The organism is Pseudomonas eucalypticola (assembly GCF_013374995.1).
Taxonomy (GTDB): domain Bacteria; phylum Pseudomonadota; class Gammaproteobacteria; order Pseudomonadales; family Pseudomonadaceae; genus Aquipseudomonas; species Aquipseudomonas eucalypticola.
In genome coordinates, this window is record NZ_CP056030.1 from 5,622,101 (window position 1) to 5,647,393 (window position 25,293).

The window sequence follows — 25,293 nt, forward strand, 5'->3', positions numbered from 1 at the left end:
GTTCCATACAAATGGTTACAGTTTGGCGTGGCGAACACCCTTGCTGCGCGCCTTGGCCATGGCGGCCAGACGCACCGCGACGTTCGCCGCCCCGTACCCGGCGTAACCATTGCGACGCTGGATGATTTCGAAGAAGAAGCGATCTTCGAAGGGTTCGGTGTACACGTGGAACAACTCGCCGCCATTGGCATCACGGTCGTAGAGCACGTTGTAGTAGGCCAGCTCGCTCAGGAACTCATCATCGAAGTCAAAGCGCGCGGCCAGGTCATCGTAGTAGTTGAGCGGGATGTCCAGCAGGGCCAGGCCCGCTTCCTTGGCCTTGGTGACCGCAGCGAAGATGTCGTCGCAGTCGAAGGCGATGTGGTGCACGCCCGAGCCACGGTAGGTGGACAGCGCGTGGGAGATGGCGGTGTTGCGGTTTTCCGAAATGTTCAGCGGCAGGCGGATGGAGCTGTCCCGGCTGCGTACCGCTCGGCTCTTGACCAGGCCGTAAGGGTCGGGCAACACCACTTCATCGTCGGCGGTGAAATCCAGCAGGCTCTTGTAGAACAGCGTCCAGTTATCCAGGTTGTCCGGCGGCAGCGCCATGGCCATGTGGTCGATGCGCTTGAGGCCCAGCGGGTTCTGCTTGACCTCTTTGACACTGAAGTCAGTGTCGTAGATGGTGCGGCCCTGCGCATCCTGGTCCACCAGGTAGATCAGGCTGCCATCCGGCGCGCGCACGGCGGCCAGTTCACGTTCGTTGGGGCCGACCAGGCCGCGGAACGGCTGGCCTTTGTAGGCCACGGCGCGCTCCAGCGCCTTGGCGCTGTCTTTCACCCGAATGGCGGTGGCGCACAGCGAAGGGCCGTGGGACTCGAAGAAGTTGTGGGCGAACGAGTACGGCTCGGAGTTGAGGATCAGGTTGATGTCGCCCTGACGCATCAGGCTCACCGCCTTGGACTTGTGCTGGCCGGCCTTGGCGAAGCCCAGTTGCTCCAGCACGTTGGTCAGCTTGGCGCCCTGGGCTTCGTCCACGGCGAACTCGAGGAATTCGATACCGTCGTAGGCGTCGGCCTGAGGTGGCGAGAACAGGATGTCCAGGTTCGGCACCGGCGCCGCTTCCTGTTCCAGCAGCTTGCGGGTTTTCTCTTCCAGGTACAGCAGCGAACGCAGGCCGTCGGCAGCGTTGGCGCGCGGCGGCGCGGCGCGGAAGCCATCGTTGAAGATTTCCAGCGACAGCGGGCCGGTGTAACCGGACTTGATGATCGGCGCCAGGAAACCCGGCAGGTCGAATTCGCCCTGGCCCGGGAAGCAGCGGAAGTGGCGGCTCCACTCCAGCACGTCCATGTTCAGGATCGGTGCGTCGGCCATCTGCACGAAGAAGATCTTGTCGCCCGGAATGTCGGCGATGGCCGCCGGGTCGCCCTTGAGCGACAGGGTATGGAAGCTGTCCAGCAGCACGCCCAGGTTCGGGTGGTCGGCGGCTTTGACGATGTCCCAGACCTGCTGGTACGTGTTCACGTGCTTGCCCCATGCCAGGGCTTCGTAACCAATGCGCAGGTTGCGCTTGCCGGCGTGCTCGGCCAGCAGATGCAGGTCGTCGACCAGGATCTGGCGATCGCCCACCGAGTCCGCCGACGCGTTGCTGCACACCAGCACCAGGTCGGTACCCAGTTCCTGCATCAGGTCGAACTTGCGCTCGGCGCGTTCGATGTTGCGGGCCAGGCGGTCGCGGCGGCAGCCTTCGAAATCACGGAAAGGCTGGAACAGGGTGATGGCGATGCCCAGGTCGGCGCACATCTGGCGAATTTCACGGGGGCTGCCATCGTAGTACAGCAGGTCGTTTTCGAAGATCTCGACACCGTCGAAACCCGCGGCGGCAATGGCTTCGAGTTTTTCCGGCAGGGTACCGCTCAGGGAGACGGTGGCAATCGAACGATGCATGTTTCAGCTCCATGGGGCTGGCGGCCAGGGCACTTCACGGGTGCGCATCTGGCCAGCTGGCCGATGTCCGCTACAGGGTGTCAGGCGCACCTGCGGCGGGTTAAAAGAATGCGTGGATGCTAATTTATACCGCACTTTTTGGGCGTACGAACCAGTTAGTTTTGTGTGCGATTATCGACCGGAAAGCCGCCCGCTCAATTGACGATTTTTCGATCAATCGCCACCATCGCCCCCCTCATTGAAGCCCGTCAGCCGGCCAAAAGCCAGCAGACGCAGCACTGAGCTACGCCAACCCAGCGTACTTCAGAACCGCGCTACTCCATAAAAATTTCAAAAATCGGGTAACCATCATGCACGCTGTAAATGCACTTGCGCCTCGCCATGCGAGCATGGGCGAGAAAATCCGCGGCGCCCTGGCCGTGGGCAAAACCCGCTGGGGCATGCTCGCCCTGGTGTTCTTCGCCACCACCCTGAATTACATCGACCGTGCCGCCCTGGGCGTCATGCAGCCTATCCTGGCCAAGGAAATGAGCTGGACGGCGATGGACTACGCCAACATCAACTTCTGGTTCCAGGTGGGCTACGCCATCGGCTACGTGCTGCAAGGCCGGCTGATCGACAAGGTGGGTGTCAAACGCGTGTTCTTCTGCGCGGTACTGCTCTGGAGCGTGGCCACCGGGCTGCACGGGCTGGCCACCTCCGCCGTGGGCTTCATGGTGTGCCGCTTCATTCTGGGCATGACCGAGGCAGCCAACTACCCCGCCTGCGTGAAGACCACGCGCCTGTGGTTCCCGGCTGGCGAGCGCGCGGTGTCCACCGGTATTTTCAACGCCGGCACCAACGTCGGCGCGATGATCACTCCGGTGATGCTGCCATTGATCCTCGCCGTGTGGGGCTGGCAGGCGGCGTTCATTTGCATGGCGTGCCTGGGCCTGACCTGGAGCGTGTTCTGGGCCCTCAAGTACTACAACCCCGAAGACCACCCACGGGTCAAGCAGAGCGAACTGGATTACATCCAGGCCGAACCCGAGCCTGAGCAAAAGGCCGTGCCGTTCCACCGCATTCTGCGCATGCGTGGCACCTGGGCCTATGCCTTGGCCAATGCGATGACTGCACCCGTGTTCTGGTTCTACCTCTATTGGCTGCCGCCGTTCCTGAACCAGCAATACCAGTTGGGTATCAACGTGACCCAGATGGGCATCCCGCTGATCATCATCTACCTGAGCGCCGACTTCGGCAGCGTGGGTGGCGGCATCCTGTCGTCGTTCCTGATTGGCCGTGGGGTATCACCGGTCAAGGCGCGCCTGACCTCCATGCTGCTGTTCGCCCTGTGCATCGTCGCCGTGATCGGCGCAGCGGGCGCCAGCAATCTGTGGGTGGCGGTACTGGCGATTTCCCTGGCCATCGCTGCGCACCAGGCGTGGACGGCGAACATCTGGGCCGTGGTGATGGACTACACCCCCAAGCCCATGATGAGCACCGTGTTCGGCTTTGGCGGCATGTGCGCGGCGGTGGGCGGCATGTTCATGACCCAGATCGTGGGCTACATCCTGACCGTGACCCACAACAACTACCACGTGCTGTTCATGATCATCCCGGGCATGTATTTCATTGCCCTGACCTGGCTGTACCTGATGGCGCCGCGCAAGGTGCCGGTGGTCGACTAGTGCCGCCGTAGCAGACCCGGCCGCGTCGCAGTCACCGCATAGATCGGCAGACGCGGTGACTGCGACGCGGCCGGGTCCGCTGCTACAGGCGCTCCAGGACCTGCAGGGTCTTGTCCAACGCCTTCTTTGCCCGTTCCAAGGCGCTGCCGCCGTCGCGCACCGGCACTTCCAGGCTCAGCGGCAAGCCCGCCGGCAATGCCCGCAGCAGCCCCAGCAGATCGCAATCACCATCCCCCGGGAAGCGCCGCTCGTTGCGCGCCTGGCGCAGGATCTCGGCCATGTCATCGGGGCGGGGACCGGCCACGTCACACAGCTGCACGTAATGGGTACGTGAAGCCGGCAGCTGGCGCAGGTCTTCCAGGCGCGAGGCCGAACGGTCGAAGTGGAACGCATCCACCAGCACGCAGCCATTGTCCCGCCCCGCCGCCTCGACGATACGCATGGCCTGCACGAGGTTCTTGGCATCGGTCCAGGGCATGAACTCCAGGTGCGGACGAATCCCGTAGGGCTTGGCCAGGTCACACAGGGCGGCGAAGTTTTCGGTCAGGCGCGCCTCGTCCGGGTCATTGCCCGCCACCAACAGTTCAGTGGCGCCGAACTCGGCGCCGACGGCCAGGTGCCCGGCGAAATCTGCCACCAGGGTCTCGGGCTTGAGCCGCAGGATCTCGATGTCCAGCACCTTGATCCCTGTGTCGCGCAGGCGTTCGGTCGTCTGGCGGCGCAGCTCGGCATCGCGCACCAGGGGGTAGTGGTGCTCTTCGCTGGTCGCCGGTTCCGTGCGCAGGCCGACATGGCTGTAGCCGGCGCGGGCGGCGACTTCGACCATGTCCGGTGGGGACAATTCAAGCACCGTCAGGGCGGCGAGGGACAGGATGCGTTGCACAAGGAAATCCTCTTGGTGTTGTTCTGGTCTGAATATTTAGAACTCAGTTCCATTTTCTCGCAAGAGGTTTTTCCACGCCACGACCAGCTGCGGGGTCAGGCCATCAGCTGAACAGTTCGGACGCCGGGCACGCCTGTGAGAGCTCCGCGGCGGCGGCCAGCAGGGGCGTCGACAGTTCCTGCAGGCGGGCCTGGCTCAGGCGCGCGGTAGGGCCGGCCACGCTGACCACACCCACCACGTGGCCATCGACCGGCCGACGCACCACGGCAGCGATGGCCGAAGTGCCGATTGCCGAGCTTTCCATGACCAGCGAGTAGCCACGCTGGCGGGTCTGCTCCAGGTGTTCGAGCAATTGGGTATTGGACTTCGGCGCATTGGGCCCGAAGTCTTCGCGGTTGGCGATACCCTGGCGCTCGACCAAGGCCAGCGCCTGGGCGTCGCTGAGGCTCGCCAGCCAGGCGTGGCCGGACGCGGTGTAGAACAGCGGCGCGTCCTGGCCCATTTCCGGGTCGTAGCGCAGCCCTGAACGGGCGCCCTGGGCCTTGGCAATCCAGGTCTGGCGCTCGCCGTCGATCACCCCCAGGCGCACCAGCTCGCCGGTTTCCTGGGCCAGGCGCTCCAGGATCGGCTGGACGATGTCGGCGCCGCTGCTGGCCAGGTAGCGAAAGCCCATGGCCACCAGCTTGGTGGACAGGTGGTAACGGCTATTGTCGGGGTTCTGGCGCACGTAACCCAGGCGCATCAGCTCACCGAGCATGCGGTGGGTGGCGCTCTTGGGAATGTCCAGTTGCTCGGCCAGGGTCTGCATGGGCAAGCCCCGGGGGTCGCTGGTGAGGCTTTCCAGAAGGCTGAAAGCACGTTCGATCTGACTGCCGGCCATGGTGACGGGTCCTGGTGAAAGTGGGGCGATTCTAAACGGGGCGGGGCGAAGCGCAAGCTGTCCGATCTTCGCCCATTTTCGCCACGCGCACCCTTGGCGGCGACGACATGGCCGCCATAGAATGTGGAACGCGGTTCCAGAATACTACAAAATCCGTCATCCCACCGAGCCGCCAGGAGTTCTCCTTCATGCCTGCCGCTACCCCGCTTCATTCCACCGTGGACTGCGATGTATTGGTGATCGGCTCTGGCGCGGCCGGGCTGTCGGCCGCCGTGACCGCCGCCTGGCATGGCCAGAACGTCATCCTGGTGGAAAAGGACGACGTCTTCGGCGGCGCCACCGCCTGGTCCGGCGGCTGGATGTGGACGCCCTGCAACCCGTTGGCCAAGCGCGCGGGCATCGACGAAGACGTCTCGTTGCCGCGCACCTACCTGGAACATGAACTGGGCGAGCGCTTCAACCCGGCCATCGTCGACGCTTTCCTGGAAGCGGCACCGCGCATGGTGGCGTTCTTCGAACAGCACACGTCCTTGCAATTCAGTGATGGCAACGCCATTGCCGATATCCACGGTGACACACCGGGAGCGGGGACTGGCGGGCGCTCGGTGATCGCCGCGCCTTACGACGCGCGACAAGTGGGCAAGCTGCTCAAACGCCTGCGCCGGACCATGCGCGAAACCTCGTTCATGGGGATGCCGATCATGGCGGGTGCAGACCTGACCGCATTCCTGACCCTGACCCGCTCCTGGAAGTCGCTGCTGCACGTGACCAAGCGCTTCAGCCGCCACCTGTGGGACCTGGCCGTGCACGGCCGGGCCATGCACCTGGTCAATGGGGTGGCGCTGGTAGCACGGCTGGCCAAGTCGGCCGAAGACCTGGGTGTACTGCTGTGGGAATCGGCGCCGGCCAAAAGCCTGATCCACGAGCAAGGCCGCGTGGCCGGCGCCGTGGTGCAGACAGCCAAGGGGGACATTGCCATCCGAGCCCGCAAAGGCGTGGTATTGGCGGCGGGCGGTTTCCCCAATGATGTGGAACGGCGCAAGGCCATGTTCCCGCGCACGCCCACCGGCCACGAACACCTGGCCCTGCCACCCCTGGGCGCCAGCGGTGATGGTTTGCGCCTGGGCGAGAGCGTGGGCGGCCAGGTGGCCGATGACCTGGTGAGCGCGGCGGCCTGGTGCCCGGTGTCGAAGGTGCCTTACAAAGACGGCAGCTTCGGCCACTTCCCGCACATCATCGAACGCGGCAAGCCTGGCATCATCGGCGTGCTGGCCAACGGCAAGCGCTTCGTCAACGAGGCCGACGGCTACTACGACTACACCAACGCCATGGTCCGCGAAGCACCGGGTGAAGAGGTCGCGTCATGGCTGATCTGCAGCCATGCCTTCCAGCGCCGCTATGGCCTGGGCATTTCCCGCCCCTTCCCCCTGCCCGTCTCGCCGTGGGTCGCCAATGGCTACCTGAAGACCGGCAATACCATCGAAGAACTGGCGATTGCCTGCGGCATCGACCCCGCCGGCCTGGTGCAGACGGTCAACGATTTCAACCGCCACGCACGCAATGGCCAGGACCCCGAGTTCGGCCGTGGTGCCACCCCTTACAACCGCAAGCAGGGCGACGCGCTGCACCAGCCCAACCCCTGCGTGGCGCCCATCGAACAGGGGCCTTTTTATGCGGTCAAGGTTCAACCGGGCAGCTTCGGCACCTTCGCCGGGCTGCGCACCAATGAACACGCCCAGGTGCTGGACGCCAGCGGCCAGCCCGTCGCCGGGCTGTACGCAGCGGGCACCGACATGGCCAGCATGATGGGCGGCTACTACCCCGCCGGCGGCATCAACCTGGGGCCGGCCACCACGTTCGGCTACATCGCCGGCCGCCACCTGGCAGGCGCAACGACCTACGAATGAACACCACCACGAATGCAGGGAGATCGAGCATGCAGAGCATCACCAACCGTCACGGGCTGAACATGCCCAAGCTGGGCCTGGGTACCTGGCCCATGGTCGGCCAGGAATGCACCGCCGCCGTGGTCCAGGCGCTGGATGTGGGCTACCGCCACATCGACACCGCTGCCGGCTACAACAATGAAGACGCCGTGGGCAACGCCCTGGCCCAGACCTCGGTGCCGCGCGAGCAGATCCACGTCACCAGCAAGGTGTGGTGGGACAAGCTGGCACCAGCCGATATGCGCCAGTCGTTCGACAACACCCTCAAGGCCTTGCAAAGCGACTACATCGACCTGTTCATGATCCACTGGCCCACCAAGGACTGGGACCTGGAGCGCACCATCGAGACGCTGGTTTCGTTCACGGAAGACGGCCGCGCCCGCAACATCGGCGTGGCCAACTTCCCGTTGCCGCTGCTGACCAAGGTGCTGGAAGAACTGAAAGCGCCGCTGTCGGTGCTGCAAGTGGAATACCACGTCACCCTGGACCAGACCCCGCTGCTGCAACTGGCCCGTAAACACGACATGGCTTTGACCGCCTACAGCCCTATCGTGCGCAACCGGGTGTCGGACTATCCGCAGTTGCAGGCCATCGCCGAGAAGCACGGCGTGCTGCCTACCCAGGTAGCGCTCAAGTGGCTGCTGGACCAGGACGGCGTGGCTGCCATTCCGAAAGCGGCGAGCCGCGCCAACCAGTTGAGCAACCTGGCCTCACTACAGGTTCAGCTGGATGATGAAGACCGCGCGCTGATCGCCGGCCTGCCCAAGGACCAGCGCCTGGTGAGCCCGCCCTTCGCGCCGCAGTGGGATTGATTCCTTATCAAGCGATGCGACACAAAAAAACCGCCCATCAAGGCGGTTTTTTTGTGTCGGCTTTTCGGCTTAGAAGTCGAAGAACACGGTCTCGCCTTCGCCCTGGATGCGAATGTCGAAACGGTAGGCCGTCTTGCCATTCACTTCGCAACGGGTAGCGATCAAGGTCTCGCGGCGCGCTGGCTGCTCGATCAGGTTCAGCACCGGGTCCTTGGCGTTGGCCTCGGCTTCGTCGCTGAAGTAGATGCGGGTTTGCAGGTGGATGTTGATACCACGGGCAAACAGGCTGACGTTGATGTGCGGCGCCATTGGCACGCCGGCGGCGTTCTTCACCACACCCGGCTTGATGGTGTGCAGGTCCCACTCGCCGCCGTCGAAGGTGGTGGCGGTACGGCCGAAGCTGTTGAACGGCTTCTCAAGGTTGTAGTCAGTGTCGTAATGGCCGTTGGCATCGGCTTGCCAGAACTCCAGGAACGAGTCGCGCACCTTGTGGCCGTTGCCGTCGTAGACGTCACCGAGCAGCACGATGTGCTCGCCCTGGGCGCCTGGCTTGGCCATCTGGTTCCAGATTTCCTGCTCGCGCGGCGGGTTGCCGGCGGCGGACAGGGCCAGGCCGATGTGCACGTAGGGGCCAGCGGTCTGCGAAGGTGTTTCCTTGAGCAATGTGATAGGCATGGTGGCGCTCTCCTCAGCAGTTTTCGAAGTGGGTCTTGCGCTGGCCGCGCAACACGATGTCAAAGCGGTACGCCAGGCAGTCCATCGGGTTGGCGTGGTTCATGTCGAGCTTGGCGATCAGGCTCTGCACCGCTTCCGGGTCGGCGATGGACTTGACGATCGGGCACATCGGGATCAGCGGGTCGCCTTCGAAGTACAGCTGGGTGATCAGGCGCGTAGAGATCGACGGGCCGCTGACGGACACGTGGATGTGCGCCGGGCGCCAGTCGTTCGGGCCGTTGCGCCATGGGTACGGGCCCGGCTTGATGGTGCGGAAGTTGAAGTAGCCTTCGCTGTCAGTGACCATGCGGCCGACACCACCGAAGTTGGGGTCAAGCGGCGCCAGGTAGCGGTCGTTCTTGTGACGGTAGCGGCCACCGGCGTTGGCCTGCCAGATTTCCACCAGGGTGTGCGGGATCGGCTTGCCGTACTGGTCGCACACGCGGCCGGCAACGATGATGCGCTCGCCGATCGGCAGGCCACCGTTGTTGAAGTTCAGCAGCAGGTCGTTGTCGTACTTGCCGAATTTCAGGTGCGAGAAATCCGGGCCGGTGGATTCGCTGGCAGATTGCGGAATGCTCACCAGCGCCTGGCGCGGGGAGCGCGGCACGGAGGTCTTGTAGTCGGGGGTCAGGGCTTTGGGGTGCCAATTACGGTCACGGATAACGAAGCGACTGGTGTCTTGGGAAGACATGCCGTTCTCCTATTATTTGATTTATTGGGTCCTGCGGACAGGCTTGCGGCTAGTCTCAATGAAATCTTTAGTATCGAAAATTGAATATAGCAGCACCATACATATCCGATTGGTTATCCATACCGCTGTTCTGGAGGGTCCAAGCCATGCTGTGGAAAAAAGGCCGACGCAGTGACAACGTGGTCGACGCCCGCGATGATGATTCTGCCGCAGGCGGCGGCGGTGGCGGCCTGCGCATCGGTGGCAAAGGCCTGAGCCTGACCGCCGTGGTGCTGATCGTGGGCTTTGGCTTGCTCACTGGCCAGGACCCGATGCAGATTCTCGGACAACTGACCGGGCAACTGAGCCAGCCGCAAACCGCGCCGGTGGAGACCCGTGATCGCCCTGCCCCGCCCGCCAACGACCAACAGGCAGATTTCGTGCGCGCCATCCTGGGCGACACCGAGGACACCTGGACGCAGGTGTTCCAGCAGGCGGGCAAGCAATACCAGGACCCCAAGCTGGTGCTCTTCCGCGGCCAGGTGAATTCAGCCTGCGGCTTCGCCACCTCGGCGGTGGGCCCCTTCTATTGCCCGGGTGACCGCCAGGTGTACCTGGACATGGACTTCTTCAAGGAAATGGCCCAGCGCTTCCATGCTGCTGGCGATTTCGCCGAGGCCTACGTGATTGCCCATGAAGTGGGCCACCATGTGCAGAACCTGTTGGGGGTGTCGGCCAAGATCCAGGCCGCACGCCAGCGTGGCCAGCCCATGGAAGGCGCCAGTGGCTTGTCGGTAAGGCAGGAATTGCAGGCGGACTGCCTGGCGGGGGTGTGGGCGTACCACGCCCAGCAACGGCTGAACTGGTTGGAACCGGGGGATGTGGAAGCGGCGCTGAATGCCGCCAATGCCATCGGCGACGACCGCTTGCAGGCGCAGAGCCAGGGACGCGTGGTCCCCGACTCCTTTACCCACGGCACCTCGGCCCAGCGCGTGCGCTGGTTCAAGGCCGGTTTCGCACAGGGTCAGGTGAACCAGTGCGATACCTTTGGCGCCAAGGCGCTGTGATCAGAACGCCGCTTTGATCTGCACGCCGGCCATCAGCGCGTTCTGGGTGTTGGTGCCGTAGAACGCGCCTGGCTCCTTGATGTACTGCACGTCAGGGCGCACGGTCAGCCATTTGGTGACCTGGGCGGTATAGCTCAGCTCGATCAGCTGCTCGCCGCTGTCCAGGTTGCTGATTTCATCGGCTGCAGCGGCGGTGGACGCGGCGGCGATCTGGTTGTCACGGGTGTGCGGGTTCAGCACCGCACGGCCGTAGGCCAGGCCGATGGCGTCGTCAGGACGGCTGTCGAACGGCTTGTGCAGCACCACGCCGGCCGAGTACCAGTGACGGAACGGCGAAGTGGCCACGTCGGTCTGGGTAGCCTGGCCGAACACGTGCAGGTTGCGCTTGGGGTCGGTAGCCGAATGCCATACGGACTGGTCGACCAGCACGTAGGAACCGGAACGGCCGGCAGCGGTGCCGTTGTGGTCGATACGCGCGGTATCGGAGGTGTCGTAGTACCAGCCGAACTTGTACTGGCCGTCGTATTCGCCGGCATGGGTGTAGATCAGCTCGATCGGCATGATGGTGCCGGTGTAATGATCCGGGCTCATGCGCAGGGCGTACTTGGACTCGCTGTTGGTGATCGGGTTGACCTCGAACGCGGCGGTCTGGATCGCCCACTCGTCGTTGATCTTGTACTTCAGCATGCCGCCCCAGTGGCCGGTCGGGGCGTTGGTCCAGCCACTGCCACCGGACATCGACAACGGGTGGGCGCAGAAGCCGGCGTTGACGAAGTTGGTGAGGATGCTCATGCCACCGAAGTCGTTACCCATGGGCATGAAGCCGACCTTCATCTCCAGGTCAGGGGTGAAGATGGTACGCGCATAGCTGAATTCGCTGATGCGGGTGTACTGGCCGCCGTAGATCTCCTGCACCGGCAGGCGGTTGCCTACCAGGTCGTTGGAGGCACTGTTGCCACGACGGTCGGTGACCATGATCTGTACCTGGCCGCCGTTGTCCACGCCCAGAATCTTGCTCAGGTCGAACCGCGCGCCGATGCGCAGTTGCTGAGCGTAACGAGCGCCATGGCTTTCGCCGCCGTGCACGGTGCCGAAGGTTTCGGACACGTAGTCGCTGGTGATCTTCACGCCTTCGTTTTCGAGGCGGGTACGTTCACCGCCCCAGTTACCGGTCATGAGCGAGTCGTCGGCCAGGGCAAGGCCCGGAACCACCAGGGAGCCCAGCGACAGGCCGGCCACCAGGCCTGAAGTCTTGATGCGACGCGAAGATTTGATGAGCATGATTCTCTACGATTTCGATTGATTCAGGAGGAGGTATCGGCCGGCAGGGACAGTTAGCCTAGTACGAGGGGGTGCATCATAATGACGCACCTCTGCGGAATTAAGACCAATGGTAACAAAATTGTGTTGCGGAATTTAAGAAAATGATCGGAATAGTTAGTTTAGTTTCATACGCAGGTATGCGATGGTCGAGCGGGGCTTTCCAAGCGTGAAAGCCCCGCCAGGCGATGACCGATCCTACTCGGTGCGGGGGGCTCAGCGAGTGGCGAGGTCGAGCAGGTCGGAGCAGGTCGGCGCGTGCCAGTCGGCAAGGTCGGGCCACGGGTTTTCCGGCAGGTTGACCAGCACCGTGTGGGCGCCGGCCGCGCGGCCGCAGTCGAGGTCAAAGCGGTAATCGCCCACCATCACCATCTGTGACGGCGACACGCCCCAGCCACTGGCCAGTTTCAGCAGGCCATCGGGGTCCGGCTTGGGCAGCGCATTGTCACGGCCCAGTACGTCGGCGGTCGCGAAGCAGTCGGCAATACCGATGGCCTCCAGGGTAATGTGAGCCAGCTCCCGAGCATTGCGCGTCAGGATACCCAAGGTGTGACCGCGCGCCGCCAGGCTGCGCACCAGTTCGACGGCCCCCTCGGCGGCACGCGAAGCCACGGCCAATTCCCGTTCGTGCTCCAGCAGCCAGGCATGCTTGGCTGCCGCGACCTCGGCAGGCAGGCCGGCCAGGTGGGTCAGGATGTCATCCTCGGGCGGAATATCCAGGGCCACGCGAATGGCGGCGAAATCATGCACGGCCACCGTCAGGGTGCCGTCCATGTCGAACACCCAGTGGCGTATGTCGCGCAGGCTCATGCCCAGTCCTTGCGGTGGCGAATCAGGCCTTCCTGGGCCGCGGACGCTACCAACTGGCCCGCACGGTTGTACACGCTGCCGCGGCAGAACCCGCGGGCATTGCCGGCCCAGGGGCTGTCCATGGCATACAGCAACCAGTCGTCGGCGCGCAGGTCGCCGTGGAACCACAGCGCATGGTCGAGGCTGGCCAGTTGCATGTCCTTCTGCCACACCGATTTACCGTGGGGCATCAGCGACGTGGTCAGCAGACCGAAGTCAGAGGCATAGGCCATGATGTATTTGTGCAGGGCGGGGATGTCCGGCAAGGTGCCGTCGGCTCGAAACCACACGTATTTGACCGGGTCGCCGGGGACCGGGTTGTAGGGGTCGCGCTCGGTCACCGGGCGTACTTCAATGGGCTTGGGGCACAGCAGCTTATCGCGCAGTTGCTCGGGCAGCGTGTGGGCGATGCGCTGGGTCAGCTCCAGCTCGGTCGGCAGGTTTTCTGGCCCTACCACGCCAGGCATCGCTGCCTGGTGCTCATACCCCGCTTCGTCGTACTGGAACGAAGCGCTGCACGTGAAGATCTGCTGGCCTTTCTGCACGGCCGTCACCCGGCGGGTGCTGAAGCTGCCGCCGTCACGTACCTTGTCGACCATGTACACCACCGGCAGCTGGGCGTCGCCCGGGCGCAGGAAGTAGCCATGCAGGGAGTGCACATGACGTGCATCCTCGACGGTCTGGCTGGCGGCCGACAGCGACTGGCCCAGTACCTGGCCGCCGAACAGCTGACGAAAACCCAGGTCCTGGCTGCGACCGCGAAACAGGTTTTCCTCGATGGGTTCGAGGGTCAGCAGGTCAACCAGATCGTCCAACACGTGGCTCATTCGAACTCTCCAAAAACAGTAACAGTGCCCGTGAGGCGAGGTAGTGAAGGCGAATGATACAGGCAAAAAGCCTGGCAGCGACCAAGCGCTAGCCGCGCAGTGTCTGGCGCCATTGGTCGCGGTCGATCCGGTACAGCACATGGCGTTCCAGTTCATGCCCTGCCGGCAGGCCCGGGTGGTCGAAATCGCCGAAGGGGTCACGCTGCATGCCAATGGCCTGCATCATCTTCTGGGACGGCAGGTTGACCTGGGCTGTGAACGACACCACCTCATCCAGGCCCAACCGCTCGAACGCGGCACCCAGGCTGGTCCAGGCAGCCTCGCTGGCGAACCCCAGGCCCCAATGATCGCGGGCCAGGCGCCAGCCGATTTCCACGGCTGGGGTGAAAGGCGCGTCGAAATCGACATTGAGCAGGCCCGTAAAGCCAATGAAATCCCCCGTATCCTTGCGCTCCAGTGCCCAAAGCCCGAAGCCGTACTCATTGAAGTGCCCTCGGATACGACCAATCAAGGCCGCGCTTTCCAGGCGGCTCAGCAAGGCCGGAAAATAGCGCATCACCTGCGGGTCGGCGCACAGGGCGGCGAACGCCGCCAGGTCGTCATCACGCCATTGACGCAGGATCAGGCGCGCGCTTTCCAGCTCCAGGATCGGCTTCATCACTGTATTCCCCGTTGACGGTCCTTGAAGTTTACTCTGCCAGTGGCAAGATTCAGGCAACCCCTTGCGCCGAAAGTGCCCATGCCGCTGCCACTGATCTACCACGACGACTACAGCCCCCAGTTCCCCCCGGAACATCGCTTCCCCATGGACAAGTTCCGCCTGCTGCGCGACCACCTGGTGGCCAGCGGACTGGTACGCGACGCCGACCTGCTGCGCCCCGAGCTGTGCCCGACGGACATCCTGGCCCTGGCCCACGACCGTGACTACATCGAGCGCTACATGGCCGGCAACCTGGCTCGCGAAGACCAGCGCCGCCTGGGCCTGCCGTGGTCCGAAGCGCTAGCGCGGCGTACCGTGCGCGCGGTGGGCGGCTCGTTGCTCGCGGCCGAGCAGGCGTTGCAGCATGGCCTGGCGTGCCACCTGGCCGGCGGCACCCACCATGCCCATCATGACCACCCCGCCGGCTTCTGCATCTTCAATGACCTGGCAGTGATCAGCCATTACCTGCTGGGCAGTGGCCAGGTAGGCAACGTGCTGATCTTCGACTGCGACGTGCACCAGGGCGACGGCACGGCGCGCATCCTGGCGGACACCCCCAGCGCCATCACCGTGTCACTGCATTGCGAGAAAAACTTCCCCGCGCGCAAGGCCGACAGCGACTGGGACATTCCACTGCCCATGGGCATGGGCGACGAGGCTTACCTGCAAGTGGTGGACGAAACGCTCGACTATCTGTTGCCGCTGTATCGGCCTGACATTGTGCTGTACGACGCCGGTGTGGATGTGCACAAGGATGATGCCCTGGGGTACCTGCAACTGACCGATGCGGGTGTGTCGGCCCGGGACGAGCGTGTGCTGCGCCATTGCCTGGGCCGGGACATTCCGGTGATGGGCGTGATCGGCGGCGGCTACAGCAAGGACCGCCAGGCCCTGGCCCGCCGCCACGGGCTGCTGCACCACAGTGCCCAGCGGGTGTGGACAGATCTGGGATTGTGACTTACCCACATCGGCTGTGGAACCGCCTGTGGATAACCTGCGGGAAAGCTCTGCCACGCCAGTAACGGCGTGGCCTGCAGGCGGCTGTACGTTTTTTATCCACCGGCGATCAGCTACAATGACCGGCTTATTCAGCACCGTGTGGCCCTCATGTCCGATTCCCTCCCCGCCCCTGTCCATCATGTCGCGATCATCGGCGGCGGCCCCGCCGGCCTGATGGCCGCCGAAGTGCTGAGCCAGGCCGGCGTGCGCGTTGAAGTGTTCGATGCCATGCCATCGGTGGGCCGCAAGTTCCTGCTGGCTGGGGTCGGCGGCATGAACATCACCCATTCCGAGCCGTACTCCGCGTTCGTCACCCGCTACGCCGAGCGACGTGATGAGGTGGCGGCCATGCTGGCCGGGTTCGACGCCGAACGCCTGTGCGAGTGGATTCACGGCCTGGGCATCGACACCTTCATCGGCACCTCCGGGCGTGTATTTCCCACGGACATGAAGGCCGCGCCCCTGCTGCGCGCCTGGCTCAAGCGCCTGCGGGAACAGGGGGTCGTTATCCACACCCGGCATCGCTGGCAGGGCTGGAACCTCGACGGCAGCCTGCGTATTCAACACCCTGGGGGCGAGTTGGCGGTGAAGCCGGACGCCACGGTGCTGGCCCTGGGCGGCGCCAGTTGGGCGCGCCTGGGCTCCGATGGTGCCTGGTTGCCCTGGTTGGCCGAGCGCCAGGTCGCCATCGCCCCCCTTCAGCCCGCCAATAGCGGGTTCGAAGTGGCGGCCTGGAGTGACCTGCTGCGCGACAAGTTCGCTGGCGCCCCCCTGAAGAACGTGGCCATGCACATGGCCGGTGAGACACCGCGCCTGGGTGAAGCGATCGTCACCGCCACGGGTATCGAGGGCAGCCTGGTGTACGCCCTGTCGGCACGCATCCGCGAGCAGATCAATGCGCAGGGGCAAGCGACGGTCTACCTCGACCTGCTACCGGGCAAGGCTGTGGATAAAGTGGCGGCGGCCTTGAGCAAGCCGCGCGGTTCGCGCTCCATGGCCAAGCATCTGCACAGCGTGCTGGGCATCGACGGCGTGAAAGCCGCGCTGCTGCGCGAACTGACGGACAAGGCTGCCTTTGACGACCCACAGGTGCTGGCGGCAGCAATCAAGGCGTTGCCCATCGTCGTGGTGCGGCCACGGCCGCTGGATGAAGCGATCAGTACCGCCGGCGGGGTTCGTTTTGAGGCGCTGAATGCAGGGTTGATGCTGACGGCGATGCCAGGCGTGTTCTGCGCGGGGGAAATGCTGGACTGGGAGGCGCCGACGGGCGGCTACCTGCTGACGGCATGCTTGGCCAGTGGACGGGTTGCGGCCCAGGGCGCGCTGGACTGGTTGCGCACCTGACCCTCAGCAGCGGGCCTGGCCGCGGCGGCTGTCACGCGGGGTGAATGAAACCGCGCGGCGGCCCGGACGCGGCCGGGTCCGCTGCTACACAGCGCCTTAAGGCTTGCGCTTGCGTGGGCCGGTGTTGAAGGCCGGAACCTTGCGCACGGGCTTGACGGCCGGGGCAACGTTTTCGGTGGGCGTATCGCCGCTGTCCATCCATTTGCCCAAGGTGCGCTTGCCACCGCTGACCTTAGGTTTCTTCGGCTTTTTCGGTTTTTTCAGCACTTCGCCGCTGGCATTGGTTTCCGGGACCCGGTGGTCGGGTTCGAAACCCGATTCTTCCTGGCGCTTGAGGGTCTGGCGGGTCAGCACTTCGATAGCCGACAGCAATTGCACTTCGTCGGCGCACACCAGCGAAATCGCCTCGCCCGTCTGGCCCGCCCGGCCCGTGCGGCCGATGCGGTGCACGTAGTCTTCGGCGACGATGGGCAGGTCGAAGTTGACCACGGTGGGCAGGTCGTCGATGTCCAGGCCGCGGGCCGCCACGTCGGTGGCCACCAGGATCTGCACTTCATTGGCCTTGAAGCGGTCCAGGGCGCGCTGGCGCGTGGCCTGGGGCTTGTCGCCGTGGATGCCGTCGGCGTTGATGCCCAGGCCCTGCAGGCGCTCGACCAAGGCGTCGACACCGTTGCGGGTCTTGGCGAAGACCAGGGTCTGCTTCCACTTCAAGCGCTTCATCAGGTGGATGAACAGCTCCGGCTTGCGCTTCTTGTCCACCGTGACGATCCACTGCTTCACAGTGGCAGCCGCTACGTTGCGCGGGCTGACTTCGATGCTCAGCGGGTCGTTGAGCATCTGCCCGGCCAGCAGGCGGATGTCGTCGGAGAACGTGGCCGAAAACAGCAGCGTCTGGCGCTTTTTCGGCAATGCGGCGTAGATATCACGCAGTTCTTCGGCGAAACCGAGGTCAAGCATGCGGTCGGCCTCGTCCAACACCAGGGTTTCCAGCTGGTTGAATTTCACCGCGTTCTGGCGGTAGAGGTCCAGCAGGCGGCCCGGGGTGGCCACCAGCAGGTCGATGCCCTTGCGCAACTTCATCATCTGCGGGTTGATGCTTACGCCACCGTACACCGCATAGGTGCTCAGCGGCACATGCTCACCGTACTCACGGATGCTGGCGTGCACCTGTTCTGCCAGTTCCCGGGTCGGCACCAGTACCAGCGCGCGCACGCAGTTGCTGGCCACTTTCGGGCCTTCCATGGTCAGGCGCTGCAGCATGGGCAGGGCGAAGCCGGCCGTCTTGCCGGTGCCGGTCTGGGCGGCGGCCATCAGGTCGCGGCCGGCCAGCACCGCTGGAATGGCCTGGGCCTGTACCGGCGTCGGGGTCTGGTAGCCAAGGGTTTCCAGGGCGCGCAACAGGGGTTCAATCAGGCCAAGGGTGGCGAATGTCATCGAGGGTACCGTCAGGTCAAATTCTGCAATGCGCGCAGTTTACCTTGTCAGGGCGTGTGGAGGCGGGCTTGCCAGCGAGTTTTTCTGAACGGTCGCTGGCGGGGCGGTCAGGCGCCGCGATGCTTGCGCAGGGCGTCGCCGATCTTCGCGGCCGGCACCTTTTGCAAGGTGCAGAATAACGCATGGGACACCTGGCTCAAGCCATGGGTCTGGCGCAGCTCGCCGGCCAGATGCTGGACCAGGTTGGCCGCCATCTCGGCGTCGGCCATGGCCCGGTGGGCGGTGCCGGTGTGCGGCAGGCCAGCCCATTGCGTCAGGGTGCCGAGCTTGTGGTTGGGCGCCGCCGGCATCAGGCGCCGGGCCAGCAGCATGGAGCAGGCGAAGCGCTGGCGACGTTCGCGGCGCAGCAGGCCCAGTTCATAATCCCAGAACCGCTGGTCGAACGAGGCGTTGTGGGCCAGCAGCGGTGTATCACCGACAAAGTCCGCGACTTCACCCATCACCTGGGCAGCCGGCGGCGCACCGCGGACCATGGCGGTGGTGATGCCGGTCAGGCTGGAGACGAACGCGGGCACGGCAACCCCGGCATTCATCAGGCTCTGGTAGCGATCGACGATCTGCCCGCGTTCGAGCATCACCACGGCGATTTCGGTGGCACGGCAGTAGGCGCCCGGCGAGATGCCGGTGGTTTCAAAGTCGATGACGGCAATACGTTCCAAGACAACTCCAGGTATTCAATTCTTGAGCAGCAACGCGCCTTCGATGGGCACGTAGCGGCTGGCGGCGCGGATCAGCGAGTTCGCCGTAAGCCCCGGTACGCCGTAGGCAACGGCCTGCACGCCGTGCTTGCTGATGATACGGTCGAGCAGCATGTCGAAATCGCCGTCGCCGGAGGCCAGTACCACTTCATCGACGCGGTCGGCCACGTCCATGATATCGATGGTGATGCCCACGTCCCAGTCGCCTTTGGCCGAACCATCGCTGCGCTGGATGTACGGCTTGAGTTTTACCGTGAAGCCCAGGTTGCGCAGGATCTGCTGGAACTGCTGCTGCTTGCTGTCGCCACGGTCGATGGCATAGGCATAGGCTTCCACGATCTGGCCGCGCTGGCTGATATCAGCCCACAGGGCGGCATAATTGAAGTGGCAGCCATAGGCTTGGCGCACGGTGTAATAGAGGTTTTGTACATCGGCGAACACCGCGATTCTTTTCACCGCACATCCTCGTGGCGCTGAAGCGCTCGACCTTGATCAGGCCGTCAGTATGCCAGTTGCGGCGCGGGTGCTGGGAATTGTCTGGCGAAACGGCCCGGGCTGCTGCCACGGGCCGCCTGCCGAAGGGGCTCAGACGAAAGTGTCGTCGTCATCGAAGAAGCTGCCACCGCTGTCATCGCTGAAGTCGGTGTCAGTGAGGTTACCGCTTTCGTTGCCCCACGAATCGTTGTTGGCGAAGCGCTCGGGCTCATTGCCCCAGCCGCCCTGGTCCTGCGCAGGCGCGGGCTCTTGCAGGATCTCGACGATTTCCTGGGGTTGGCTGTTGTGGTGGAACAGGCTGCTGATGCCCTCGGCCAGCATCACGCCACCGGCGACGCCGGCTGCGGTCTGCAGGGCGCCGCGCATGAAGCCGCCACCTGCCGGAGCCGCCTGCTGGGGCGGTGGTGCGTATTGCGGTTGCTGTGGCGCAGGCTGCTGGTAGCCGTTGCCAGGCTCGCGCCAGCCGCCCGATTGCTGCGGGGCCGGTGCGGGCTCAGGGCGTGAACCACCGCCGAACAGGTTCGACAGGAACCCGCCGCTGGCTGGCTGCTGGTTGCCCGAGCCGGCCTGGGCACGTGCTTGTGCCAGGTCGGCCTGGAGTTTCTTGACCTGCTCGTCCATGCGCTTGAGGGCCGCTTCCTGTACCAGGATGGCCTGGGCCATGTAATAAGGCACCGCCGGTTGCGCGGCCACATGTTCCTTGATCCGCTCGTACGCCTGGGCGTCACGTGGGGCTGAACCCGCTTCGGCTTGCTTGAGCCGGGTAAACAGTCCGTCGATCAGGGTTTGCTCTTCGCTGTTCATGGCGACCTCGTTAGATTGCCGGTAAAAATTCGGCCCGGCCCGATATGGGCGGCCTGCCTACAAAATGGGGCACCCGCATGACGGTTTCAATGGCGGCACAGCATGAAACTTCCTTCAGCCGGCCGCCCGACCGCCACGGTTGGAGCCTCGGGGCGCATGGGCTAAAGTGTCGGCCTGCTTTTTCATGTGCGATCGCGACTGATGAACCCCTTAGACGTACTGCGTGACTCCCTGTATTTCTTCCGCCGCAACCTGGCCGGCATCGCCCAGCTGTGCCTGCCGCTGCTGGTGCTCGAAGCCCTGGCCTCGCAAGTGGTGCAACACAGCATCGGCCCCGATGCCTCGCCTATGTATGACATCGCCGTGGGCCTGCTGTTCTACCCGCTGTACACCGGCGCCCTGATTCTGTTCCTCGATGCCCGCAGCCAGGGCCTGCAACCGCTCAAGCGCAATCTGCTGGCGGCCACGCTGCAGATGTGGCCGTTCTTCGCCGTGCTGGCGGCCACCAGCACGCTGTTGATCATGCTGGGCTTGTCGCTGTTCATACTGCCCGGTGTCTACGTGATGATCCGGCTGGTATTCGCCGAGTACCTGCTGGTGCTGCGCGGGCTCACGCCCATGGCGGCCATGCGCGACAGCTTCCAGCTGACCCAGGGGCACCTGCTGCCCATCGCCGCCTGCGTGTTCGGCTCGCTGGTGCCTTTGTGGGCCATCGACCTGGCCAGCAACACGGTCTGGCCCGACCCCAGCCACTGGCAGATGCTGCTGCTCGACAGCCTGAACGGCTTTCTGCAACTGTTCACCAGTGTGGTGGTATACCGCCTGTACATGCTGCGCGTGGGCAAGACCGGCCAGGCGTGAGGCCTTGGGCCGACGCGCCAGCTCGGTTATGCTCAAGGGCATTGCCACGCCATAAGCCGAGCCGATGACCCGACTACTGCGCAATACCCTGCTGGTGCTGGTGACCCTGGCGCTGTTGCTGGCGGTGCTGGTCTACACCCTGACCTGGCACCCAGAGCCCCGGGAAAAACTGACCCGCATGTGCCGCGGCGCCGCGCCGCAACTGGTGCCAGGCCAGGCGCTGAAGGTGATGACCTGGAACGTGCAGCACCTGGCGGGCAAACAGTACGTGTTCTGGTACGACCTGCCCGCCGGCAACGGCCCGGACGAGCGGGCGACCCCGCAAGACCTGGCGTACAACCTGGACGAGGTGGCGCGGGTCATCCGTGCCGAGTCCCCGGACCTGGTGCTATTGCAGGACCTGGACGACGGCGCCAAGGCCAGCGACTACCAGGACCAGCTGGCGCTGTTGCGCGCACGCATCGTCGACCTCTACCCCTGCGACGTCGAAGCCTTCGACTGGAAAGCAGACTTCGTACCCGACTCGCACATTCTTGGCAGCGTCGGCCGCAAGCTGGCGACCCTGAGCCGCTACCAGATCGTGCAGGCCGAACGCCTGCAACTCCCCGCCAACCCGTACTGGCGCAACCCGTTCGCGCCGCAGCGAGCGCTGCTGACCAGCTACTTGCCGATCCAGGGCGGTGGCCAGCTGGCCGTGCTCAACACCAACCTGGACAAACCAGCCCCCGGTGATGACATCCAGGGTCAACAGATGCAAGCCATCCTCAAGCGCATCGACCGCATGGAAAGCCATGGCACACCGTGGCTGCTGGGTGGCAACCTCAACGCCCTGCCCCTGGGCCAGACCCTACGCCTGCCACCGGCCCGCCAAGCCGCCTACCCGGCCGACAGCCCCTTGCACCTGCTGTGGGACCGTTACCCCATGATCCCGGACAACCAGGAAGCCAGCGGCGCGGACCGCGAGGACTGGTTCACCTACTACCCCAACGACCCGGCTGTGCCAGGCCCGGACCGCACGCTGGATTACCTGTTCCACAGCCCCAAGCTCACGCGCATGGAAGCGCGGGTGCGCCAGGAAGACACCGAGGAAATTGCCGATCACCTGCCGTTGACGGCGCGGCTGTTGTTGCCGCCGCCGGCTAATTGATGGAATAGGCGCCGAGATTTCCAGATAGATAGGTGCTGGCCGCTTCCCGAGCTTCGCCCGGTCCCACAAGGGAACGCGGCACACGCCAATCCCTGTGGGAATGGGCGCCTCGGGCCTGCACCTTCATTTTCTAGGCTTGACGCGCGCCGTAGCCTCCGCCACCAACGGATCATCCGGCCAGTAGTGCTTTGGATAGCGCCCCTTCAGGTCTTTCTTCACTTCGGCATAAGTGGTACGCCAGAAGTTGGCCAGGTCCTGGGTGACCTGCACCGGCCGCCGCGCCGGCGATAGCAGGTGCAGCTTGACCTGTAGCCGGCCATTGGCGATGCGCGGGGTGTCTTCCAGGCCGAACAGTTCTTGCAGGCGCACCGCCAGGATCGGCGGCAGCTCGCTGTAGTCCAGCCGCACGTTGCTGCCTGATGGCACGGTAAGGTGCTGCGGCGCCCATTCGTCCAGGCGCTGGGGCAGCGGCCAGGGCAAGGCGTTACGCAGGATGGACGACAGGTCCAGGTTGCCGAAGTGGCTCAGGCGGGTGACTTTCCCCAGGTAAGGTTCCAGCCAGTCTTCCAGCGTTGCCAGCAGCGCGGCGTCGCTGACGTCCGGCCAGTCGCTGGCGCCTTGCTGGTCGAGGTCCAATTGGCGCAGCAGGCCGACCCGGGCCTGCCACTGGCGCAGTTCGGGGGTCCAGGGCAGCAGTTCCAGGCCTTTGCGCCGCACCAGGCTGGCCAGGGCGCGTGCCCTGGCCGCGTCGTCCAGCCCGGGTAATGGCTCACGGCTAAGCACCAGCTCGCCGACCTTGCGCTGGCGTTCGGCGCGCAGCACGCCTTCGCGCTCGTCCCATTCCAATTGATCCACTTGGCGCACTTGCTCGGCCAATACGCCGTCCAACAGCTGCGCGTCGAAATCGGTGGCCAGGTAGATGCGCTCTTCGCGCTGGCCCTGGCGGCTGCCCAGGTCAGCGATGACGATCCACTCGTGTTTCATCAGCGCATCTGGCTCGCCGAATTGGGCAGCGCGGCCGTTGGCCAGGCGGTATTCGCTGCCACCGGCCCGGCGTTGCTGGGCGACGCGGTCCGGGTAGGCAAGCGCCAGCAGCGCGCCCAGCCAGCGCGGGTGCTGGGGGTCGGCCACCGGCTGGCGGCCATTGCCTTTGAGGTAGCCGCGGTATTGTCTGGCTAGTTGCCGTACACGCTGGACACCGCCCTGACTGCCGCGCGCACCGCGCTGCTCGCCCGACACCAGGCCCAGGCGGCTGTGCAGGTCGGCGCCGGCGCCACGCAGGATGTCGCGTTCGCCCAGCAATGCCGCAACGTCGCAGGCCAGGTCCGCCAGCCCCAGGGCATGCCCACGCAACAGCAAATGGGCGATGCGTGGGTGGGCAGGCAACTGCGCCATGGCCTGGCCATGGTCAGTGAGGCTGACCGCGCCCGCGTCAGCCAGCGCCCCCAGGCGTACCAACAGGTCCAGGGCCTGGTTGTAGGCAGCCGGCGGGGGCAGGTCGAGCCAGCTCAGTTGGCCAGGCGTAACGCCCCAGCGCCCCAGTTGCAGGGCCAGCCCGGCCAGGTCGGCCTGGAGGATTTCAGCGGCACCGTACGCCGCCAACTGCTCATGCTGGGCCTCGGACCACAGGCGGTAGCACACGCCCGGCTCCAACCGCCCTGCCCGACCAGCGCGCTGGGTGGCGCTGGCGCGAGAGATACGCTGGGTGTCCAGCCGCGTCATGCCGCTGCCCGGGTCGAAGCGTGGCACGCGGGCCAGCCCGGCGTCGACGACCACGCGTACGCCGTCGATGGTGAGGCTGGTCTCGGCGATGTTGGTGGCCAGCACCACCTTGCGCTTGCCGGCAGGTGCCGGGTCGATGGCTGCGCGCTGGGCGGCCAGGTCCAGTTCACCGTGCAGCGGGCACAACAACACGTTGCCGCCTTCGCCCAAGGCTTCGGCCAACTGCTGGTGCACGCGGCGAATCTCGGCCTGGCCCGGCAGAAACACCAGGACGCTACCGGTCTCGTCGTTGAGCGCTTCGAGCACGGTGTTGACCACTCGCGGCTCCACGTATTCACCTGGCTGGAACGGCCGGCCCCAGCGGATATCCACCGGGAACATGCGACCCTCGCTACGCACCACCGGGGCGTGGTCGAGCATGGCCGACAAGCGCTCGCCTTCCAGGGTGGCCGACATCAGCAGGATTTTCAGCGGCGGGTCGTCGCGCAGCAACTCCCGACCATTGAGGCTCAGGGCCAGGGCCAGGTCGGCGTCCAGGCTGCGCTCATGGAACTCGTCAAAGATCACCAGCCCCACGCCCTCCAGCGCCGGGTCTTCCTGCAGGCGCCGCGTAAGGATGCCTTCGGTCACAACCTCGATACGGGTTCCAGGACCAACCCGGCTTTCCAGGCGAATGCGGTAACCCACGGTTTCACCGACCTTCTCCCCCAACTCACTGGCCAGGCGCTCGGCCGCAGCGCGGGCCGCCAGGCGACGTGGCTCCAGCATGAGGATGGTCTGGTCTGCCAGCCAGGGCTCATCGAGCAGCGCCAGCGGCACGCGGGTGGTTTTACCGGCACCGGGCGGGGCTTCGAGGACCGCTTCGTGGCGCGCCGCGAGGGCTTCACGAAGGGCTGGCAGAACGGCATCAATCGGCAATGAAATCATGGTGGCTCCCAGGCAAGCCGACGAGTATAACGGCGAACTCGCGCCCTATAATCATGGTCTTATCTATTGGTACCGGCGTTTTGCCTGTAACGTTGTGTCCTTCATTTCGGAGATTCCCATGCGTATTCCTTCGCGTTTGATTGGCGGCGTCCTGGTGGGCGCCCTGCTGACCCAGGTGACTGCTTGCGGCAGCCTGTTCTACCCTGAGCGTCGCGGCCAGATCGACGGCCACGTTGACCCGGTGATCGTCGTGGCTGACGCCGTCGGCCTGCTGTTCTACATCATCCCCGGCCTGATCGCCTTTGGCGTGGACTTCGCCACCGGCGCCATTTACTTCCCCCACGGCAAGACCGCCCAGGTGGCGCCGGAAAAACTGCACGAAGCCGTCAGCGCCGATGGCAAGGTAGACCGGGCGAAACTGGAAGCTATCCTGCAGAACGAACTGGGCCGCAGCCTGCCCCTGAACGACCCGCGCCTGATCGAAAGCCGTGGCAGCGTCGAACAGCTGGCAATGTTCGGCCTCAAGCCCGCCGCGTAA

General features: G+C 64.7%; 23 protein-coding genes. 9 read left to right on the forward strand and 14 right to left on the reverse strand.

Annotated features, from left to right (window positions below; translation table 11 throughout):
• Window positions 1-15 precede the first annotated feature (15 nt).
• Entirely contained in the window at window positions 16-1,926 is a 1,911-nt protein-coding gene (quiC, locus tag HWQ56_RS25130) for a 3-dehydroshikimate dehydratase QuiC (RefSeq protein WP_158153520.1), read from the reverse strand.
• Between the two features lie 350 nt (window positions 1,927-2,276).
• Between quiC and HWQ56_RS25135 the strand changes: the two genes are divergently transcribed.
• Window positions 2,277-3,593, forward strand: a complete 1,317-nt coding sequence (locus HWQ56_RS25135; protein WP_176572015.1) for an MFS transporter — start codon at window positions 2,277-2,279, stop codon at window positions 3,591-3,593.
• An 82-nt stretch (window positions 3,594-3,675) separates the two neighbouring features.
• On the opposite strand, the gene HWQ56_RS25140 is transcribed toward HWQ56_RS25135, so the two are convergent.
• Both HWQ56_RS25140 and HWQ56_RS25145 read right to left on the reverse strand, forming a co-directional pair.
• Window positions 3,676-4,419: a sugar phosphate isomerase/epimerase family protein gene (locus tag HWQ56_RS25140; protein WP_176572483.1), complete on the reverse strand. Its 744-nt coding sequence runs from the start codon at window positions 4,417-4,419 to the stop codon at window positions 3,676-3,678.
• Window positions 4,420-4,579: 160 nt separating this feature from the next.
• Entirely contained in the window at window positions 4,580-5,356 is a 777-nt protein-coding gene (locus HWQ56_RS25145) for an IclR family transcriptional regulator (protein WP_158153518.1), read from the reverse strand.
• Between the two features lie 188 nt (window positions 5,357-5,544).
• Here HWQ56_RS25145 and HWQ56_RS25150 point away from each other — a divergent pair, with 188 nt between their 5' ends.
• Window positions 5,545-7,263 carry an FAD-dependent oxidoreductase gene (locus HWQ56_RS25150; protein WP_158153517.1) on the forward strand — a complete coding sequence of 573 codons (1,719 nt, stop codon included), beginning with the start codon at window positions 5,545-5,547 and terminating at the stop codon, window positions 7,261-7,263.
• A 29-nt stretch (window positions 7,264-7,292) separates the two neighbouring features.
• The gene (locus HWQ56_RS25155; RefSeq protein WP_176572016.1) at window positions 7,293-8,114 is read left to right on the forward strand and encodes an aldo/keto reductase; all 822 of its coding nucleotides are present in this window, start codon (window positions 7,293-7,295) and stop codon (window positions 8,112-8,114) included.
• Between the two features lie 69 nt (window positions 8,115-8,183).
• Here HWQ56_RS25155 and pcaG read toward each other — a convergent pair whose 3' ends face one another.
• Together pcaG and pcaH are read right to left on the reverse strand one after the other, a co-directional pair.
• Window positions 8,184-8,789, reverse strand: coding sequence for a protocatechuate 3,4-dioxygenase subunit alpha (gene pcaG / locus HWQ56_RS25160; RefSeq protein ID WP_158153515.1), 606 nt, complete (start codon window positions 8,787-8,789; stop codon window positions 8,184-8,186).
• Window positions 8,790-8,802: 13 nt separating this feature from the next.
• On the reverse strand, window positions 8,803-9,522 hold the full coding sequence (pcaH, locus tag HWQ56_RS25165) for a protocatechuate 3,4-dioxygenase subunit beta (protein WP_158153514.1): 720 nt from the start codon (window positions 9,520-9,522) through the stop codon (window positions 8,803-8,805).
• Between the two features lie 146 nt (window positions 9,523-9,668).
• Between pcaH and ypfJ the strand changes: the two genes are divergently transcribed.
• Entirely contained in the window at window positions 9,669-10,568 is a 900-nt protein-coding gene (gene ypfJ, locus HWQ56_RS25170) for a KPN_02809 family neutral zinc metallopeptidase (protein ID WP_176572017.1), read from the forward strand.
• On the opposite strand, the gene HWQ56_RS25175 is transcribed toward ypfJ, so the two are convergent.
• From HWQ56_RS25175 to HWQ56_RS25190, 4 genes are all read right to left on the reverse strand, one after another.
• The gene (locus tag HWQ56_RS25175) at window positions 10,569-11,849 is read right to left on the reverse strand and encodes a carbohydrate porin (protein WP_158153512.1); all 1,281 of its coding nucleotides are present in this window, start codon (window positions 11,847-11,849) and stop codon (window positions 10,569-10,571) included.
• Between the two features lie 255 nt (window positions 11,850-12,104).
• Window positions 12,105-12,698: an HAD family hydrolase gene (locus tag HWQ56_RS25180; RefSeq protein ID WP_176572018.1), complete on the reverse strand. Its 594-nt coding sequence runs from the start codon at window positions 12,696-12,698 to the stop codon at window positions 12,105-12,107.
• Window positions 12,695-13,564, reverse strand: coding sequence for an acyl-CoA thioesterase II (tesB, locus tag HWQ56_RS25185; protein WP_176572019.1), 870 nt, complete (start codon window positions 13,562-13,564; stop codon window positions 12,695-12,697). Before tesB ends, HWQ56_RS25180 begins: the two co-directional genes overlap by 4 nt.
• Window positions 13,565-13,652: 88 nt before the next feature.
• Window positions 13,653-14,222, reverse strand: coding sequence for a GNAT family N-acetyltransferase (locus HWQ56_RS25190; RefSeq protein ID WP_176572020.1), 570 nt, complete (start codon window positions 14,220-14,222; stop codon window positions 13,653-13,655).
• 81 nt (window positions 14,223-14,303) lie between these two features.
• On the opposite strand from HWQ56_RS25190, the gene HWQ56_RS25195 reads away from it, so the two are divergent.
• Window positions 14,304-15,221, forward strand: a complete 918-nt coding sequence (locus tag HWQ56_RS25195) for a histone deacetylase family protein (protein WP_176572021.1) — start codon at window positions 14,304-14,306, stop codon at window positions 15,219-15,221.
• Between the two features lie 150 nt (window positions 15,222-15,371).
• Window positions 15,372-16,607 carry a TIGR03862 family flavoprotein gene (locus tag HWQ56_RS25200; RefSeq protein ID WP_176572022.1) on the forward strand — a complete coding sequence of 412 codons (1,236 nt, stop codon included), beginning with the start codon at window positions 15,372-15,374 and terminating at the stop codon, window positions 16,605-16,607.
• 96 nt (window positions 16,608-16,703) lie between these two features.
• On the opposite strand, the gene rhlE1 is transcribed toward HWQ56_RS25200, so the two are convergent.
• The 4 genes from rhlE1 to HWQ56_RS25220 form a co-directional block, all read right to left on the reverse strand.
• Window positions 16,704-18,041 carry an RNA helicase RhlE1 gene (gene rhlE1 / locus HWQ56_RS25205; RefSeq protein ID WP_176572023.1) on the reverse strand — a complete coding sequence of 446 codons (1,338 nt, stop codon included), beginning with the start codon at window positions 18,039-18,041 and terminating at the stop codon, window positions 16,704-16,706.
• Between the two features lie 107 nt (window positions 18,042-18,148).
• Entirely contained in the window at window positions 18,149-18,760 is a 612-nt protein-coding gene (locus HWQ56_RS25210) for a 3'-5' exonuclease (protein WP_158153505.1), read from the reverse strand.
• A 15-nt stretch (window positions 18,761-18,775) separates the two neighbouring features.
• Complete coding sequence (locus HWQ56_RS25215) at window positions 18,776-19,255, reverse strand: LabA-like NYN domain-containing protein (protein WP_158153504.1); 480 nt, start codon at window positions 19,253-19,255, stop codon at window positions 18,776-18,778.
• A gap of 129 nt (window positions 19,256-19,384) precedes the next feature.
• On the reverse strand, window positions 19,385-20,098 hold the full coding sequence (locus HWQ56_RS25220) for a DUF2076 domain-containing protein (RefSeq protein ID WP_176572024.1): 714 nt from the start codon (window positions 20,096-20,098) through the stop codon (window positions 19,385-19,387).
• Window positions 20,099-20,299: 201 nt separating this feature from the next.
• Here HWQ56_RS25220 and HWQ56_RS25225 point away from each other — a divergent pair, with 201 nt between their 5' ends.
• Entirely contained in the window at window positions 20,300-20,959 is a 660-nt protein-coding gene (locus tag HWQ56_RS25225) for a YciC family protein (RefSeq protein ID WP_158153502.1), read from the forward strand.
• A gap of 64 nt (window positions 20,960-21,023) precedes the next feature.
• Window positions 21,024-22,106 carry an endonuclease/exonuclease/phosphatase family protein gene (locus HWQ56_RS25230; RefSeq protein WP_176572025.1) on the forward strand — a complete coding sequence of 361 codons (1,083 nt, stop codon included), beginning with the start codon at window positions 21,024-21,026 and terminating at the stop codon, window positions 22,104-22,106.
• Window positions 22,107-22,229: 123 nt separating this feature from the next.
• Here the strand turns inward: HWQ56_RS25230 and hrpB are convergent, their stop codons facing one another.
• Window positions 22,230-24,755, reverse strand: coding sequence for an ATP-dependent helicase HrpB (gene hrpB, locus HWQ56_RS25235; protein WP_176572026.1), 2,526 nt, complete (start codon window positions 24,753-24,755; stop codon window positions 22,230-22,232).
• Window positions 24,756-24,873: 118 nt separating this feature from the next.
• Between hrpB and HWQ56_RS25240 the strand changes: the two genes are divergently transcribed.
• Window positions 24,874-25,293, forward strand: coding sequence for a polyribonucleotide nucleotidyltransferase (locus HWQ56_RS25240; RefSeq protein ID WP_158153493.1), 420 nt, complete (start codon window positions 24,874-24,876; stop codon window positions 25,291-25,293).

Excerpts from the sequence above, each read along its gene's own strand:
- quiC (WP_158153520.1), bottom strand. The coding sequence starts at position 1,926 with ATGCATCGTTCGATTGCCACCGTCTCCCTGAGCGGTACCCTGCCGGAA.
- HWQ56_RS25135 (WP_176572015.1), top strand. The coding sequence starts at position 2,277 with ATGCACGCTGTAAATGCACTTGCGCCTCGCCATGCGAGCATGGGCGAG.
- HWQ56_RS25140 (WP_176572483.1), bottom strand. The coding sequence starts at position 4,419 with ATGGTCGAAGTCGCCGCCCGCGCCGGCTACAGCCATGTCGGCCTGCGC.
- HWQ56_RS25145 (WP_158153518.1), bottom strand. The coding sequence starts at position 5,356 with ATGGCCGGCAGTCAGATCGAACGTGCTTTCAGCCTTCTGGAAAGCCTC.
- HWQ56_RS25150 (WP_158153517.1), top strand. The coding sequence starts at position 5,545 with ATGCCTGCCGCTACCCCGCTTCATTCCACCGTGGACTGCGATGTATTG.
- HWQ56_RS25155 (WP_176572016.1), top strand. The coding sequence starts at position 7,293 with ATGCAGAGCATCACCAACCGTCACGGGCTGAACATGCCCAAGCTGGGC.
- pcaG (WP_158153515.1), bottom strand. The coding sequence starts at position 8,789 with ATGCCTATCACATTGCTCAAGGAAACACCTTCGCAGACCGCTGGCCCC.
- pcaH (WP_158153514.1), bottom strand. The coding sequence starts at position 9,522 with ATGTCTTCCCAAGACACCAGTCGCTTCGTTATCCGTGACCGTAATTGG.
- ypfJ (WP_176572017.1), top strand. The coding sequence starts at position 9,669 with ATGCTGTGGAAAAAAGGCCGACGCAGTGACAACGTGGTCGACGCCCGC.
- HWQ56_RS25175 (WP_158153512.1), bottom strand. The coding sequence starts at position 11,849 with ATGCTCATCAAATCTTCGCGTCGCATCAAGACTTCAGGCCTGGTGGCC.
- HWQ56_RS25180 (WP_176572018.1), bottom strand. The coding sequence starts at position 12,698 with ATGAGCCTGCGCGACATACGCCACTGGGTGTTCGACATGGACGGCACC.
- tesB (WP_176572019.1), bottom strand. The coding sequence starts at position 13,564 with ATGAGCCACGTGTTGGACGATCTGGTTGACCTGCTGACCCTCGAACCC.
- HWQ56_RS25190 (WP_176572020.1), bottom strand. The coding sequence starts at position 14,222 with ATGAAGCCGATCCTGGAGCTGGAAAGCGCGCGCCTGATCCTGCGTCAA.
- HWQ56_RS25195 (WP_176572021.1), top strand. The coding sequence starts at position 14,304 with ATGCCGCTGCCACTGATCTACCACGACGACTACAGCCCCCAGTTCCCC.
- HWQ56_RS25200 (WP_176572022.1), top strand. The coding sequence starts at position 15,372 with ATGTCCGATTCCCTCCCCGCCCCTGTCCATCATGTCGCGATCATCGGC.
- rhlE1 (WP_176572023.1), bottom strand. The coding sequence starts at position 18,041 with ATGACATTCGCCACCCTTGGCCTGATTGAACCCCTGTTGCGCGCCCTG.
- HWQ56_RS25220 (WP_176572024.1), bottom strand. The coding sequence starts at position 20,098 with ATGAACAGCGAAGAGCAAACCCTGATCGACGGACTGTTTACCCGGCTC.
- HWQ56_RS25225 (WP_158153502.1), top strand. The coding sequence starts at position 20,300 with ATGAACCCCTTAGACGTACTGCGTGACTCCCTGTATTTCTTCCGCCGC.
- HWQ56_RS25230 (WP_176572025.1), top strand. The coding sequence starts at position 21,024 with ATGACCCGACTACTGCGCAATACCCTGCTGGTGCTGGTGACCCTGGCG.
- hrpB (WP_176572026.1), bottom strand. The coding sequence starts at position 24,755 with ATGATTTCATTGCCGATTGATGCCGTTCTGCCAGCCCTTCGTGAAGCC.
- HWQ56_RS25240 (WP_158153493.1), top strand. The coding sequence starts at position 24,874 with ATGCGTATTCCTTCGCGTTTGATTGGCGGCGTCCTGGTGGGCGCCCTG.